We start from the raw sequence: 14,013 nt of genomic DNA, 5'->3' as shown, positions 1-14,013 counted from the left end.
AGGACGACCGTGGACGCGCCGGGACGGGAGCGCCCGGGGCCGACCGGTCCAGACCGGTCGGCCCGGCCGCGGGTCTGGTGCTACGCGGGAGTCGAGGCGCCGCTGGTGATCGCGTCGCGCACGGGCACGAACTTCGACTGGGTCTCGGCGAGCTCGGCCTCGGGGTCGGAGGCGCCGACGATGCCGCAGCCGGCGAAGAGCCGCACGGCGTCGCCCTCGACCAGCCCCGAGCGCAGCGCGAGGCCCCACTCGCCGTCGCCGGAGGCGTCGATCCAGCCGACCGGTCCGGCGTAGCGTCCGCGGTCCATCCGCTCGAGCTCCTCGATCAGCGCGACCGCCACGGCGGTGGGCGTGCCGCCGACGGCCGCCGAGGGGTGCAGCGCCTCGGCCAGGCGCAGCGAGGAGGCGTCGTCGTCGACGACGCCCGCGACGTCGCTGGCCAGGTGCAGGACGTTCGGCAGGTGCAGCACGAACGGGGTCTCGGGCACGTTCATCGACGAGCAGTAGGGGCCGAGCGCGTCGGCGACCGAGCGGACGGCGTACTCGTGCTCCTCGAGGTCCTTCGAGGAGTGCGCCAGCTGGGCGGCCAGGGCGAGGTCGTGCTGGTCGTCGCCGGTGCGTCGGATCGTGCCGGCCAGCACCCGCGAGGTCACCAGGCCGCGCTCGCGGCGCAGGAGCATCTCGGGCGTCGCGCCGAAGAGGCCGTCGACGTGGAACGTCCAGCACATGGGGTACGAGGACGCCAGCTGCCGCAGCGGCCAGCGGACGTCGACCGGCTCCGCGGCGGTCGCGACGAGGTCGCGGGCGAGCACGACCTTCTCCAGGTCGCCGCGGCCGATCCGTGCGACGGCGTCGGCCACCGCGCCCATCCAGCGCTCCCCGTCGAGCGCGCCGTCCGCGAAGGTGACGGCGGCCGGCGCCCGGGGCGGCTCGGCCGGCGCGAGGTGCGCCTCGGCGTCCAGACCCCCGACGCTGACGGTGGTGAGCCAGGTGACGCCGCCGCGGCGTCCGACGATCACCTCGGGCACGACGAGCACGGAGTCGCCCGGCTCGTCGGCGAACGCGAAGGATCCGAACGCCACCAGCCCGGAGCCCGGACGGCGGACGTCGTCGCGCACGACCGCATGGGCGGTGACGTCGCTCCACCAGGCGTCGGCGTCGGCGAACCGGGAGGCGCCGCGGGTGCGCAGCACGGCGGCCTGGCCCCAGCCGACGACGCCCTCGCCGCGCCGCAGCCAGCACAGCGGCGAGTCGTCCGGGAGCAGGTCGAGCAGCGAGCCCAGCGCGTGGTCGAGCACCACGGAGCGCGCGACCAGGGGGACGCGGGGCTCGGGCTGGGTCGTCACATCCGACGATCGTACGTGCGTGACGCAGGTCGCCCCCGCTCCGGGCGGACGGTGAGCGGCGCCGGACCGGCCGGGGGGCGGGCTGGCCGCGGCCGATACCCTCGACCCCCGTGACCACGTCCCGCTCGTCCGCCACCCGCACCGGCCTCCTCGGCCTCGCCGCCGGCGTCGTCCTGCTCGTCCTGCTCGGCGGGTTCGCCATCGGCCTGCCGAAGGTCGACGGGGCCGGCAGCGCACCGTCGCTGCCCGACACCCTTCCCGGCGGTCTGCGGGCCGTCGAGCTGGTGGCGCGCGACGCCGCGAACGGCGGCGGCCAGGACGCCGCGCAGGCCCAGGAGTTCCTCTCCAAGCAGGAGCAGATCAGCGACTCCGCGGTGAAGGCGCTCGAGGGGCAGTACGACGCCCCGGTCGCGCTGCGCGCCTACCAGGGCGACGTCCTCCCGCAGGCGCAGGGCCAGGCCCAGCAGGGCCAGCAGCAGACGCGCACCCAGCTCACGGTCACCGTCATCGACGCCCCGGCCGGGCCCTTCCTGCCCCAGGGCCCCGTGCCCGACCCCGCCACCTACGGCGCCGCGCGCGGCACCTACTCCCTGGAGTCGATCGGCGACGGCCGCTGCAGCCTCGCCTGGGCGCAGGCCGTGCCGCAGGGCCAGCCGGTCGACCCGAACGAGGTGCCGCAGTCGGTCTACTGCCAGGTGGGCCACGGCGAGCGCACCTACCTCGGCATCGGCAACGGGCTCACCGGCCAGCAGGTCGTCGACCTGCTCGACGGTCTCGCGAAGGGCTGAGCCCCGTGGCCCGCGCCGATCTCGACAAGCAGCCGTCCGACGTCCAGCGGATGTTCGACACGGTCGCGAAGCGCTACGACCTCACCAACGACGTCCTCTCCCTCGGGCAGGACCGTCGCTGGCGGCGCGCCGTGATCGACGCCGTCGACCCGCGTCCGGGCGAGCGGGTGCTCGACCTCGCGGCCGGCACGGGCACCTCCAGCGAGCCGTTCCACGACCGCGGCGCCACCGTCGTGCCGTGCGACTTCTCCCTCGGCATGCTGCGCGTCGGGAAGCGGGCGCGCCGGCACCTGCCGTTCATCGCCGGCGACGGCACCCGGCTGCCGTTCGTCGACGATGCCTTCGACGCCGTGACGATCTCCTTCGGCCTGCGCAACATCGTCGACCCGCTCGCCGGCCTGCGCGAGCTGCGCCGGGTCACGCGGCCCGGCGGCCGCCTGGTGGTGTGCGAGTTCAGCCACCCGACCAACGGCGCGTTCCGCACCGTGTACCTCGAGTACCTCATGCGGACGCTGCCCGCCGTCGCGCGCGCCGTCTCCTCGGCGCCGGACGCCTACGTCTACCTCGCGGAGTCCATCCGCGCCTGGCCCGACCAGCAGGGCCTCGCCCGTCTGGTGGCCGAGGCCGGCTGGACCGACGTGGAGTTCTCCAACCTCTCGGGCGGCATCGTCGCCCTGCACCGCGCGCGGGCCTGAGCTCGGGGGTCGCCCGTCACGGAGCGTCGGGGTTGCCCCGGGGCCCGGGGGAACCCCCCCCCCCCCCCCCCGCCGCCCCCCCCCCCCCCCCCCGGGGGGGGGGGGGGGGGGGGGCCCCCCCCCCCCGCGGGGGGGGTCCCCCCGGCCCCCGGGCCACCCCGACGCTCCCTGACGCGCGAGGCACCCCGGACGCCCCCGGGAGGTGCCGTGCGCGTCACGGAAGGCGCCCGACTCGGCTCGGGCGCGACTCCGGGACGGACCGACGTCCGCCCCCTTCGGGTCCTCCGACCCTGGGGCGGACGGGCGCGCCCGCGGGACTCTTCGACACGCCACGCGCTCCAGGGGTAGAGGCCCGCGCCGTGCAGTGGCAGTATGTGGCGCACACCACTTAGTGATTCTCTTCACAAGATCACAGGGGTGAGAAACCGCGGATTCCCGTCACGAGGAGGCCCCATGGAGCTCTACACCCCGGTGCTGGTCCTGGCCGGCCTGGCCGCAGGGTTCGCGATCTTCTCGATCATCACCAGCCTCAACGTCGGGCCGAAGCGCTACAACCGGGCGAAGCTCGACTCCTACGAGTGCGGCATCGAGCCGACGCCGCAGCCCGTCGGCGGCGGTCGCTTCCCGGTCAAGTACTTCCTGACCGCGATGCTCTTCATCGTCTTCGACATCGAGATCGCGTTCCTCTACCCGTTCGCGCTGCACCTCGACGCCATGCGGGCCTTCGGCCTGGTCGAGATGGCGCTCTTCGTCGCCACGGTCTTCATCGCCTACGTCTACGTGTGGCGCCGCGGCGGCCTCGACTGGGACTGACCCGTCCGCGCACCCGCACCCCGCACACCCGCACCACCCGAGCAGGAGGAACCGATGGGCCTCGAGGAGAAGCTCCCGAGCGGCGTGCTGCTCACCACGGTCGAGGGACTCGCCGGCTACATGCGCAAGGCGTCCTTCTGGCCGGCCACCTTCGGCCTGGCCTGCTGCGCCATCGAGATGATGACCACCGGCGGCCCGAAGTACGACCTCGCCCGGTTCGGCATGGAGGTCTTCCGGGCGAGCCCCCGGCAGGCCGACCTGATGATCGTCGCGGGCCGGGTGAGCCAGAAGATGGCGCCGGTCCTGCGGCAGATCTACGACCAGATGGCCGACCCCAAGTGGGTGCTCGCCATGGGCGTGTGCGCCTCGTCCGGCGGCATGTTCAACAACTACGCGATCGTCCAGGGGGTCGACCACGTCGTCCCGGTCGACATGTACCTGCCCGGCTGTCCCCCGCGTCCGGAGATGCTGATCGACGCGATCCTCAAGCTCCACGACCAGGTGCAGCACACCAAGCTCGGCGCCCACCGTCGCGCCGAGATCGTGGCGGAGGAGACCGCGGCCCTCAACGCCCTGCCCACCTCGGAGATGAAGGGCCTGCTGCGATGAGCGGCGAGACGTCCCCCGGCGGCCAGGCGGGCGAGGCCGGACAGGTGCCGAGCGGCACGCTGCCGGCCCAGCCCGGCGAGCAGCGGGTCGTCGCCGAGCGGCACGGCCTGTTCGGCGCCCGCGGCACCGGCGACACCAGCGGCTTCGGCGGTCTGGTCACGACCGTCGCCCTGCCGCGGCCGAGCGCGCGGCCCTACGGCGGCTGGTTCGACGAGGTCGCCGACGTGCTGGAGCGACGCACCGGCGAGCAGGGTCTCGAGCACGCGGTGCTCGGCGTCGTCGTCGACCGCGGCGAGATCACCTTCCACGTGCGCCGCGAGGACCTCGTCGCCGTCCTGCGGCTGCTGCGCGACGACCCCGCGCTGCGCTTCGAGCTCTCCAGCGGCGTCAGCGCCGTGCACCTGCCGGGCGACGCCGGACGCGAGCTGCACGCGGTCTACCACCTGCTCTCGATGACCCACAACCGTCGGATCCGGGTCGAGACCACCGCGCCCGACGCCGACCCGCACGTCCCGTCGACCGTCTCGGTCTACCCGACGCACGACTGGCACGAGCGCGAGGCCTACGACATGTTCGGGCTGGTCTTCGACGGCCACCCGGCGCTCACCCGCATCCTCATGCCGGACGACTGGCCCGGCCACCCGCAGCGCAAGGACTACCCGCTCGGCGGCATCCCCGTCGAGTACAAGGGCGGCACCGTGCCGCCCCCGGACCAGCGGAGGTCGTACAGCTGATGTCCACCACCGATCACCCCGCCGCCCACGACGTCCAGGACGTCTACGCCGGCACGTCCGAGACCGGCGAGGGCCGCGTCTTCACCGTCACCGGCCAGGACTGGGACTCGATCGCCGCCGGGCTCGACCACGAGATGGACGACCGGGTCGTCGTCAACATGGGCCCCCAGCACCCGTCGACCCACGGCGTGCTGCGGCTCATCCTGGAGCTCGAGGGCGAGACGGTCACCGAGGCCCGCTGCGGCATCGGCTACCTGCACACCGGCATCGAGAAGAACATGGAGTTCCGCACCTGGACGCAGGGCGTCACGTTCTGCACCCGCATGGACTACCTCTCGCCGTTCTTCAACGAGACCACCTACGTGCTCGGCGTCGAGCGGCTGCTGGGCATCGAGGACGACGTGCCGGAGAAGGCGCAGACGATGCGCGTGCTCCTGATGGAGCTCAACCGCATCTCCTCGCACCTGGTCGCGATCGCGACCGGCGGCATGGAGATCGGCGCGCTGACGGTCATGACGATCGGCTTCCGCGAGCGCGAGCTGGTGCTCGACCTCTTCGAGCTGATCACCGGCCTGCGGATGAACCACGCGTTCGTGCGTCCCGGCGGCGTCGCGCAGGACCTCCCGCCGGGCGCGATCGACGAGATCCGCGGGTTCGTCGCGCTGATGCGCGAGCGGCTGCCGGAGTACGCCGCGCTCTGCAACGCCAACCCGATCTTCAAGGGCCGCCTCGAGGGCGTCGGCCACCTCGACCTCGAGGGCTGCCTGGCGCTCGGGCTCACCGGCCCCGTGCTGCGCAGCACCGGCTACCCGTGGGACCTGCGCAAGACCCAGCCGTACTGCGGCTACGAGACCTACGACTTCGACGTCCAGACCTGGGACACCTGCGACTCCTACGGCCGCTTCCGGGTGCGCCTGGCGGAGATGTGGGAGTCGCTGCGCATCGTCGAGCAGGCCACCGACCGGCTGGCGCGCATGGAGGGCGACCCCGTGATGGTCGCCGACCGCAAGATCGCCTGGCCCAGCCAGCTGGCGATCGGCTCGGACGGCATGGGCAACAGCCTCGACCACATCCGCCACATCATGGGCGAGTCGATGGAGGCCCTGATCCACCACTTCAAGCTGGTCACCGAGGGCTTCAGGGTGCCGGCCGGGCAGGCGTACGTCCCGGTGGAGTCGCCGCGCGGCGAGCTCGGGGCGCACGTCGTCTCCGACGGCGGCACCAAGCCGTACCGGGTGCACTTCCGCGACCCGTCCTTCACCAACCTGCAGGCGACGAGCGTGATGAGCGAGGGCGGCATGGTCGCCGACGTCATCGTCGCGATCGCCTCCATCGACCCCGTCATGGGAGGCGTGGACCGCTGATGCTCCCCGAGACCACCATCGCCGAGCTGCGCGAGATCGCGTCCCGCTACCCCGAGGCCCGCTCGGGCCTGCTGCCGATGCTGCACCTGGTGCAGTCGGTGGAGGGCCGCGTGACCCCCGAGGGCATCGAGGCGTGCGCCGAGGTGCTCGGCATCAGCGCCGCCGAGGTCAGCGGCGTCGCGACCTTCTACACGATGTACAAGCGGCGTCCCGTCGGCGAGCACCTGGTCGGCGTGTGCACCACCACGCTGTGCGCGGTGATGGGCGGCGACGCGATCTTCGAGCGGCTCTCCGAGCACCTCGGCGTCGGCAACGACGAGACCACCGCCGACGGTCGCGTCACCCTCGAGCGGATCGAGTGCAACGCGGCCTGCGACTACGCGCCGGTCATGACCGTGAACTGGGAGTTCGTCGACCAGCAGACCCCGGAGTCGGCCGTCGAGCTCGTCGACGACCTGCGCGCGGGCCGCGAGCGGCACTCCACCCGCGGCCCGCGGCTGGGCACGTGGAAGGAGACCGAGCGGGTGCTGGCCGGCTTCCCCGACGGCCGGGCCGACGAGGGGCCGGCCGCCGGCGCCCCCAGCCTGGCCGGCCTGACGATCGCCCGCGAGCGCGGATGGACGGCGCCGCCCTCGCCCGACGGGCCCGCGGCGCTCGGCCCGTCGTCCGCGGCCGGGCAGCCGGAGACCGCCCTGGCGGCGGCGGAGGAGGCGGACACCGCGCGGGCGGAGTCCGAGACCCTGCAGGAGGAGACCGATGAGTGACGCCACCCCCACCGACGTCGGCACCGCGGGCCCCCTGACCCCGGTCCTCACCGACACCTGGGACGCCGAGCGCTCCTGGACGCTCGCCGCCTACGAGCGGAAGGGCGGCTACCGGGCGCTCGACGTCGCGCTCGGCATGGCCCCCGACGACGTCATCGCCGCGGTGAAGGACTCCGGTCTGCGCGGACGCGGTGGGGCCGGCTTCCCGACCGGCATGAAGTGGTCGTTCATCCCGCAGGACAACCCCAAGCCGAAGTACCTCGTGGTCAACGCCGACGAGTCCGAGCCGGGCACCTGCAAGGACATCCCGCTGATGATGGCCAGCCCGCACACGCTGGTCGAGGGCGTCGTCATCGCCTCCTACGCGATCCGCGCCCACCGCGCGTTCATCTACGTGCGCGGCGAGGTCGTGCACGTCATCCGACGCGTGCAGGCGGCGGTCGCCGAGGCGTACGCGGCCGGCCACCTCGGCTCCGACATCCACGGCTCGGGCTACGACCTCGAGGTGGTCGTCCACGCCGGCGCCGGGGCGTACATCTGCGGCGAGGAGACCGCGCTGCTCGAGGGTCTCGAGGGTCGACGCGGGCAGCCGCGCCTGCGGCCGCCGTTCCCCGCCGTCGCCGGCCTCTACGCCAGCCCGACGGTGATCAACAACGTCGAGTCGATCGCCTCGGTGCCGGCCATCATCGGCCGCGGCGCCGCCTGGTTCTCCTCCCTCGGCACCGAGAAGTCGAAGGGCTTCGGCATCTTCTCCCTCTCCGGCCACGTCGAGCGTCCGGGCGCCTACGAGGCCCCGCTGGGCATCACGCTGCGCGAGCTGATCGACCTCGCGGGCGGGGTCCGCGCCGGCCACGGGCTGAAGTTCTGGACGCCGGGCGGCTCGTCCACCCCGATCCTCACCGCCGAGCACCTCGACGTCCCGCTCGACTTCGAGGGCGTCGGCGCGGCCGGCTCGATGCTCGGCACCCGCGCGCTGCAGGTCTTCGACGAGACGGTCTCGGTGGTGCGCTGCGTGCTGCGCTGGACCGAGTTCTACAAGCACGAGTCGTGCGGCAAGTGCACCCCGTGCCGCGAGGGCACCTGGTGGCTGGTGCAGATCCTCACCCGGCTCGACCGCGGCCAGGGCCAGCCGGGCGACGTCGAGCAGCTCCTCGACCTGTGCGACAACATCCTCGGCCGCTCCTTCTGCGCCCTCGGCGACGGCGCGACCAGCCCGATCACCTCCGCCATCAGGTACTTCCGCGAGGAGTTCGAGGCCGGCATGCACACCGCGTCCACCGAGCTGTTCCCGCCGGCGGCGTCCACCGCGTTCGCGCCCGTGGGCGCCGGTGCAGGAGCCGGACGATGACCGCCGTCGACCCGGTCCGGGCGGACGTCGAGCTGGTCACCGTCACCATCGACGGCGTCTCGGTGCAGGTGCCGAAGGACACGCTCGTCATCCGGGCGGCCGAGCAGATCGGTGTGGCGATCCCGCGCTTCTGCGACCACCCGCTGCTCGCCCCGGCGGGCGCGTGCCGGCAGTGCCTCGTCGACGTGCCCGACGCCGGCAACGGCCGCGGCTTCCCCAAGCCGCAGGCGTCGTGCACGCTGCCCGTGGCCGACGGCATGGTCGTGAGCACCCAGCTCACCAGCGAGGTCGCCGACAAGGCGCAGCAGGGCGTCATGGAGCTGCTGCTGGTCAACCACCCGCTCGACTGCCCGGTCTGCGACAAGGGCGGCGAGTGCCCGCTGCAGAACCAGGCGATGAGCAACGGGCGCGGCGAGAGCCGGTTCGCGGCCGGCGGCGGCGTCAAGCGCACGTTCCCGAAGCCGATCAACCTCAGCCCGCAGGTGCTGCTCGACCGCGAGCGCTGCATCGTGTGCCAGCGCTGCACGCGGTTCGCCGCCGAGATCGCCGGCGACCCGTTCATCGCGCTGGTCGAGCGCGGCGCGCGGCAGCAGATCGGCATCGCCGAGGACGCCCCGTTCCTCTCCTACTTCGCCGGCAACACCATCCAGATCTGCCCCGTCGGCGCGCTGACGTCGGAGTCGTACCGGTTCCGCTCGCGGCCCTTCGACCTCGTCTCGACCCCGAGCGTCGCCGAGCACGACGCCTGCGGCGCGGCGATCAGGGTCGACCACCGGCGCGGCCGGGTGATGCGCCGGCTCGCGGGCGACGACCCGGCCGTCAACCAGGAGTGGATCACCGACAAGGACCGCTTCGCCTTCGCCTACGCCACCCAGCCCGACCGCCTCACCTACCCGCGCATCCGCGAGGACGGCGAGCTGCGCCCCGCGTCGTGGCCGGAGGCCTTCGCGGTGGCCGCGCGCGGGCTGGCGGCCGCGATCGGCGCCGGCGGCGTCGGCGTGCTGCCCGGCGGTCGGCTCACCGCGGAGGACGCCTACGCCTACGCCAAGCTCGCGCGGGTCTCCCTGGGCACCCACGACGTCGACTTCCGGGCGCGGCCGCTCTCGGCCGAGGAGACCGGCTTCCTGACCAGCCACGTCGCCCTGCGCCGCGAGGTCGAGTACGACGACCTCGCCACCGCCGGCACCGTGGTGCTCGTCGGCCTGGAGCCCGAGGACGAGGCCGGCACGCTGTTCCTGCGGCTGCGCGACGCGGTGCGTCACGCGGGCCTGCGGGTGTTGACCGTCGCGCCGTTCCTCTCCCGCGGCTCCGGCAAGCTCGACGCCACCCTGGTGCGCGCGATCCCCGGTCGCGAGGCCGAGGCGCTCGCCGCCGCCGAGCTGGCCGACCTGCCCGCGGGCGCGATCGTGCTGGCCGGCGAGCGGCTCGCCACCTCGCCCGGTGCGCTGACCGCCGTCGCCGCGCTGGTCGAGCGCACCGGCGCCCGGCTCGCCTGGGTGCCCCGCCGTGCCGGCGACCGCGGCGCGATCGAGGCCGGCTGCCTGCCGACCCTGCTGCCCGGCGGACGTCCGGTCGCCGACGCCGGCGCGCGGGTCGACGTCGCCACCGGCTGGGGCGTCGACCACCTGCCCGAGCAGCCCGGACGCGACGCCGACGCGATCGTCGCCGCGGCCGCCTCCGGCGACCTCGGCGCGTTGCTCGTCGGCGGCGTCGACCCGCTCGACACCGCCGACCCCGCCGCGTTCCTCGCCGCGCTCGACGCCGTTCCGTTCCTGGTCTCCCTCGAGCTGCGCGAGAGCGAGGTGACGCGGCGCGCCGACGTCGTGCTCCCCGTCGCGCCGGTCACCGACAGGGCCGGCACGTTCGTCACCTGGGAGGGCCGCCCGCGGCCGTTCGAGCAGGTGCTCGCGAACCCGGCGTCCCTGCCCGACCTGCGGGTGCTGGCCGGCATCGCCGACGAGCTCGCGGCGCTGGGCCACGGCCCGGGCCTGGGGTTCCGCACGGTCGAGGAGGTCCGCCGCGAGATGACCGAGCTCGGCCCGTGGGACGGCGCCCGCCCCGCGCTCGAGCCGGTCGCCGCGCCGGCCGCGGGGAGCGACGAGCGGCCCGGCGTCGCCCTGGCCACCTGGCGCCAGCTGCTCGACGACGCCTCGCTGCAGGCCGGCGACGAGCACCTGGCCGCGACCGCCCGGCCGGCCGTCGTGCGGGTCTCGCCGACCGTGCTGGCCGCGCTCGGCGAGCACGTCGAGCTCACCGGCGACCGCGGCTCGACCACCCTGCCCGCGGAGGCCGAGCCCGGCCTGCCCGACGACGTCGTCTGGGTGCCGACCCGCTCGTCCGGACGCGGGGTGTGGGCCGACCTCGCCTCGCCCGGCAGCCGGGTCACCCTGAAGGGAGCCTCCCGATGAGCCTCGTCCTGACGGGCCTCACCGCCCTGCCGCTGGCCGTGCCGGACGTCGTCCGCGCCGCCGACGACCTCTCCGACTTCGGCCGCGACCCCTGGTGGGTCGTGCTGCTCAAGGCGGTGCTGGTCTTCGTCGTCCTGGTGCTGCTCACCCTGTTCAACATCTGGTGGGAGCGCCGGGTCGTGGCCCGCATGCAGCACCGCATCGGCCCCAACGTGCACGGCCCCTTCGGCCTGCTGCAGTCGCTGGCGGACGGCGCGAAGCTGATGTTCAAGGAGGACATCATCCCGACGGCGGCCGACCGCGTCGTCTTCGTCACCGCGCCGATCCTCTCGGTGGTGCCGGCCTTCGTGACCTTCTCGGTGATCCCCTTCGGACCCGAGGTGCGCATCCCCTTCACCGACACCTACACCCGGCTGCAGCTCACCGACATGCCCGTGGCGGTGCTCTTCGTGATGGCGATCGCCTCGATCGGCATCTACGGCATCGTGCTCGGCGGCTGGTCCAGCGGCTCCACCTACTCGCTGCTCGGCGGACTGCGCTCGAGCGCCCAGATGATCTCCTACGAGGTCGCGATGGGCCTGGCGCTGGTGGCGGTCTTCATCTACGCCGGCTCCATGTCGACCTCGGCGATCGTCGCGGCGCAGGACGACGTGTGGTTCGGGATCATCCTGCTGCCGTCCTTCGTCATCTACGTGATCGCGATGGTGGGGGAGACCAACCGCGCGCCGTTCGACCTCCCCGAGGCCGAGGGCGAGCTGGTCGGCGGCTTCCACACCGAGTACAGCTCGATCAAGTTCGCGCTGTTCTTCCTCGCCGAGTACGTCAACATGGCCACCGTCTCGGCGCTGGCGACGACGCTCTTCCTGGGCGGCTGGCAGGCGCCGTTCCTGCTCGACCGCGTCTGGGCCGGCGCGAACCAGGGCTACTGGCCGGTGCTGTGGTTCTTCGCCAAGGTGCTGCTGTTCATCTTCTTCTTCATCTGGCTGCGCGGCTCCCTGCCCCGGCTGCGCTACGACCAGTTCATGGCCTTCGGCTGGAAGCGGCTGATCCCGATCGCGCTGGCCTGGACGTTCGCGGTCGCGACGCTGCGCGTCGCCCGGCTCGAGGGCTGGTTCGACCAGCGCGGCGTGGTCGTCGGCGTCTCGGTCGTGCTCGCCGTGCTGCTCGTCGTCGCGCTGCTGGGCGACCGGGTGCTGCCCGGCTCGCGTGGTGCCGCCGAGGAGTCCGCCGCCCCGACGTCCGCACCGGCGCGCGCCGGCGGGTTCCCCGTGCCGCCAATGCCGGCGGGCGGTGCCGTCCGCGGCGCCGCCGCCCCCCTCACCTTCGCGTCCTCCGGGCCCGCCCGGAGCGCCGCGTCCGCCACGAACCGCGAGGAGCAGTGATGGCCGACGTCCCGTCCCCCCAGGCCGGAGGGTCCGAGGAGACCCCGTCGCTCAAGGAGCAGCTGTGGGACCCCGTCGCCGGGTTCGGCGTCACCTTCCGGACGATGTTCAAGAAGGTCGTCACCGAGCAGTACCCGTTCGAGAAGCAGCCCACCGCGCCGCGCTTCCACGGGCGTCACCAGCTGAACCGCTGGCCCGACGGCCTGGAGAAGTGCGTCGGCTGCGAGCTGTGCGCCTGGGCCTGCCCGGCCGACGCCATCTACGTCGAGGGCGCGGAGAACACCGAGGAGGAGCGCTACAGCCCCGGCGAGCGCTACGGCCGCGTCTACCAGATCAACTACCTGCGCTGCATCCTGTGCGGGCTGTGCATCGAGGCCTGCCCCACGCGCGCGCTGACGATGACCAACGAGTACGAGCTGGCCGACGACAGCCGCACCGACCTGATCTACGAGAAGTCCGACCTCCTGGCGCCGCTGCTGCCCGGCATGGAGCAGCCGCCGCACCCGATGCGGCTCGGCTCCGACGAGGGCGACTACTACCGCGGCGCCTACGCCGCGACGCCGGAGGAGACGCTGGGCCGGCTGCACGCGACGCCGGCCGCCGCGTCGTCGTCGGCGTCGTCGGCGTCTCCCGTGGCGGCGGCGTCCGACGGGGGTGTCTCGTGATCGCCTTCTGGATCCTCGCGCCGATCATGGTGATCGCCGCGCTGGGCATCCTCGTCGTGCCCAAGCCGGTGCACGCCGCGCTGCTGCTGGCCGTCGTCATGCTCAGCCTCGCGGTGCTCTACCTGGCCGCCGACGCGCCGTTCCTCTTCGCCGTGCAGATCATCGTCTACACCGGCGCGATCCTCATGCTGTTCCTGTTCGTGCTGATGCTCGTCGGCGTCGACTCCTCCGACTCCGTCGTCGAGACCATCCGCGGCCAGCGGGTCGCCGCCGGCCTCGGCGGGCTGGCGCTCGGCGCGGTGCTGCTGATCAGCGCGGCCCAGCTCAGCCTGGGGCAGGCCACCGGCCTGGACGCCGCCAACGCCGGCGGCAACATCCAGGCCCTGGCGAACCTGATCTTCTCCCGCTACGTCGTGGCCTTCGAGGTGACCAGCGCGCTGATCATCACCGCGGCCGTCGGCGCGATGGTGCTGGCGCACCGCGAGCGCACCGAGCCGAAGCAGACCCAGGCGTCGCTGGCGGCCCAGCGGGTGCGCGACTTCGCCGAGCACGGCACGCACCTCGGGCCGCTGCCGGCGCCGGGCACGTTCGCGCGGCACAACGCCGTCGACACCCCCGCCCTGCTGCCCGACGGCACCCCGTCCGCGCTCTCGGTCTCGCGGGTGCTGGCCGCGCGCGGCACCGTCCGCTCGGCGCCGGCGCTGGCCGACGACATCGAGGCGATCCGCGCGAGCCTCGGCGACGCGCCCGCCGGGCCCGACGACGGCGAGGGCGAGGCCCGATGAGCGACCAGACCAGCGCCTACGTCGCGCTCTCGGCCGTCCTGTTCAGCATCGGCGCCGTCGGCGTCCTGGTGCGGCGCAACGCGATCGTGGTGTTCATGTGCGTCGAGCTGATGCTCAACGCCTGCAACCTCGCGCTGGTGGCCTTCGCCCGCCAGCACGGCAACCTCGAGGGCCAGGTGGCGGCGTTCTTCGTCATGGTCGTCGCGGCCGCCGAGGTCGTCGTGGGGCTCGCGATCCTGATGACCATCTTCCGCACCCGCCGGTCCGCGTCGGTCGACGACGCCAGCCTGCTGAAGCTCTGATCGGGAGGCG

The 14,013-nt window shown here is 73.6% G+C and carries 14 protein-coding genes; 13 read left to right on the top strand and 1 reads right to left on the bottom strand.

Translation table 11 applies throughout. The features are described 5' to 3' along the window. Positions 1-80: 80 nt before the first annotated feature. Positions 81-1,346 carry an isochorismate synthase MenF gene (locus tag K8Z61_RS14340; protein ID WP_224130566.1) on the bottom strand — a complete coding sequence of 422 codons (1,266 nt, stop codon included), beginning with the start codon at positions 1,344-1,346 and terminating at the stop codon, positions 81-83. Positions 1,347-1,456: 110 nt separating this feature from the next. On the opposite strand from K8Z61_RS14340, the gene K8Z61_RS14335 reads away from it, so the two are divergent. The 13 genes from K8Z61_RS14335 (at position 1,457) to nuoK (ending at position 14,003) form a co-directional block, all read left to right on the top strand. Continuing rightward, entirely contained in the window at positions 1,457-2,134 is a 678-nt protein-coding gene (locus K8Z61_RS14335) for a hypothetical protein (RefSeq protein ID WP_224130565.1), read from the top strand. A gap of 5 nt (positions 2,135-2,139) precedes the next feature. After that, entirely contained in the window at positions 2,140-2,829 is a 690-nt protein-coding gene (locus K8Z61_RS14330) for a demethylmenaquinone methyltransferase (RefSeq protein WP_224130564.1), read from the top strand. Between the two features lie 453 nt (positions 2,830-3,282). Continuing rightward, positions 3,283-3,642: an NADH-quinone oxidoreductase subunit A gene (locus tag K8Z61_RS14325; protein WP_224130563.1), complete on the top strand. Its 360-nt coding sequence runs from the start codon at positions 3,283-3,285 to the stop codon at positions 3,640-3,642. Positions 3,643-3,696: 54 nt separating this feature from the next. Then, positions 3,697-4,251, top strand: a complete 555-nt coding sequence (locus K8Z61_RS14320; protein WP_224130562.1) for an NADH-quinone oxidoreductase subunit B family protein — start codon at positions 3,697-3,699, stop codon at positions 4,249-4,251. After that, positions 4,248-4,985, top strand: coding sequence for an NADH-quinone oxidoreductase subunit C (locus K8Z61_RS14315; RefSeq protein WP_224130561.1), 738 nt, complete (start codon positions 4,248-4,250; stop codon positions 4,983-4,985). Before K8Z61_RS14320 ends, K8Z61_RS14315 begins: the two co-directional genes overlap by 4 nt. Further along, a complete protein-coding gene (locus tag K8Z61_RS14310; protein WP_224130560.1) occupies positions 4,985-6,349 on the top strand; it encodes an NADH-quinone oxidoreductase subunit D in 1,365 nt (454 codons plus the stop codon). Before K8Z61_RS14315 ends, K8Z61_RS14310 begins: the two co-directional genes overlap by 1 nt. Further along, on the top strand, positions 6,349-7,113 hold the full coding sequence (gene nuoE / locus K8Z61_RS14305; RefSeq protein ID WP_224130559.1) for an NADH-quinone oxidoreductase subunit NuoE: 765 nt from the start codon (positions 6,349-6,351) through the stop codon (positions 7,111-7,113). The genes K8Z61_RS14310 and nuoE overlap by 1 nt, the downstream gene beginning before the upstream one ends. Beyond that, positions 7,106-8,461, top strand: a complete 1,356-nt coding sequence (gene nuoF, locus K8Z61_RS14300) for an NADH-quinone oxidoreductase subunit NuoF (RefSeq protein WP_224130558.1) — start codon at positions 7,106-7,108, stop codon at positions 8,459-8,461. The genes nuoE and nuoF overlap by 8 nt, the downstream gene beginning before the upstream one ends. Continuing rightward, positions 8,458-10,869 (top strand): NADH-quinone oxidoreductase subunit G, encoded by a 2,412-nt coding sequence (locus K8Z61_RS14295; protein WP_224130557.1) that lies wholly within the window; start codon positions 8,458-8,460, stop codon positions 10,867-10,869. The genes nuoF and K8Z61_RS14295 overlap by 4 nt, the downstream gene beginning before the upstream one ends. Then, complete coding sequence (nuoH, locus tag K8Z61_RS14290; protein ID WP_224130556.1) at positions 10,866-12,251, top strand: NADH-quinone oxidoreductase subunit NuoH; 1,386 nt, start codon at positions 10,866-10,868, stop codon at positions 12,249-12,251. The genes K8Z61_RS14295 and nuoH overlap by 4 nt, the downstream gene beginning before the upstream one ends. After that, positions 12,251-12,916 (top strand): NADH-quinone oxidoreductase subunit NuoI, encoded by a 666-nt coding sequence (gene nuoI, locus K8Z61_RS14285; RefSeq protein ID WP_224130555.1) that lies wholly within the window; start codon positions 12,251-12,253, stop codon positions 12,914-12,916. Before nuoH ends, nuoI begins: the two co-directional genes overlap by 1 nt. Further along, entirely contained in the window at positions 12,913-13,701 is a 789-nt protein-coding gene (locus K8Z61_RS14280; RefSeq protein WP_224130554.1) for an NADH-quinone oxidoreductase subunit J, read from the top strand. The genes nuoI and K8Z61_RS14280 overlap by 4 nt, the downstream gene beginning before the upstream one ends. Then, positions 13,698-14,003, top strand: coding sequence for an NADH-quinone oxidoreductase subunit NuoK (gene nuoK, locus K8Z61_RS14275; RefSeq protein ID WP_224130553.1), 306 nt, complete (start codon positions 13,698-13,700; stop codon positions 14,001-14,003). The genes K8Z61_RS14280 and nuoK overlap by 4 nt, the downstream gene beginning before the upstream one ends. The last annotated feature ends 10 nt before the right edge of the window (positions 14,004-14,013 follow it).

It is taken from the genome of Nocardioides sp. TRM66260-LWL (genome assembly GCF_020075545.1).
Taxonomy (GTDB): domain Bacteria; phylum Actinomycetota; class Actinomycetes; order Propionibacteriales; family Nocardioidaceae; genus Nocardioides.
The sequence above is the reverse complement of the archived record's forward strand: the minus strand, read 5'-3'. Positions and strand labels throughout refer to the sequence as shown.

Bases quoted from the DNA above. Each gene is read 5' to 3' on its own strand.
- K8Z61_RS14325 (WP_224130563.1), top strand. From the start codon at position 3,283: ATGGAGCTCTACACCCCGGTGCTGGTCCTGGCCGGCCTGGCCGCAGGG.
- K8Z61_RS14320 (WP_224130562.1), top strand. From the start codon at position 3,697: ATGGGCCTCGAGGAGAAGCTCCCGAGCGGCGTGCTGCTCACCACGGTC.
- K8Z61_RS14315 (WP_224130561.1), top strand. From the start codon at position 4,248: ATGAGCGGCGAGACGTCCCCCGGCGGCCAGGCGGGCGAGGCCGGACAG.
- K8Z61_RS14310 (WP_224130560.1), top strand. From the start codon at position 4,985: ATGTCCACCACCGATCACCCCGCCGCCCACGACGTCCAGGACGTCTAC.
- nuoE (WP_224130559.1), top strand. From the start codon at position 6,349: ATGCTCCCCGAGACCACCATCGCCGAGCTGCGCGAGATCGCGTCCCGC.
- nuoF (WP_224130558.1), top strand. From the start codon at position 7,106: ATGAGTGACGCCACCCCCACCGACGTCGGCACCGCGGGCCCCCTGACC.
- K8Z61_RS14295 (WP_224130557.1), top strand. From the start codon at position 8,458: ATGACCGCCGTCGACCCGGTCCGGGCGGACGTCGAGCTGGTCACCGTC.
- nuoH (WP_224130556.1), top strand. From the start codon at position 10,866: ATGAGCCTCGTCCTGACGGGCCTCACCGCCCTGCCGCTGGCCGTGCCG.
- nuoI (WP_224130555.1), top strand. From the start codon at position 12,251: ATGGCCGACGTCCCGTCCCCCCAGGCCGGAGGGTCCGAGGAGACCCCG.
- nuoK (WP_224130553.1), top strand. From the start codon at position 13,698: ATGAGCGACCAGACCAGCGCCTACGTCGCGCTCTCGGCCGTCCTGTTC.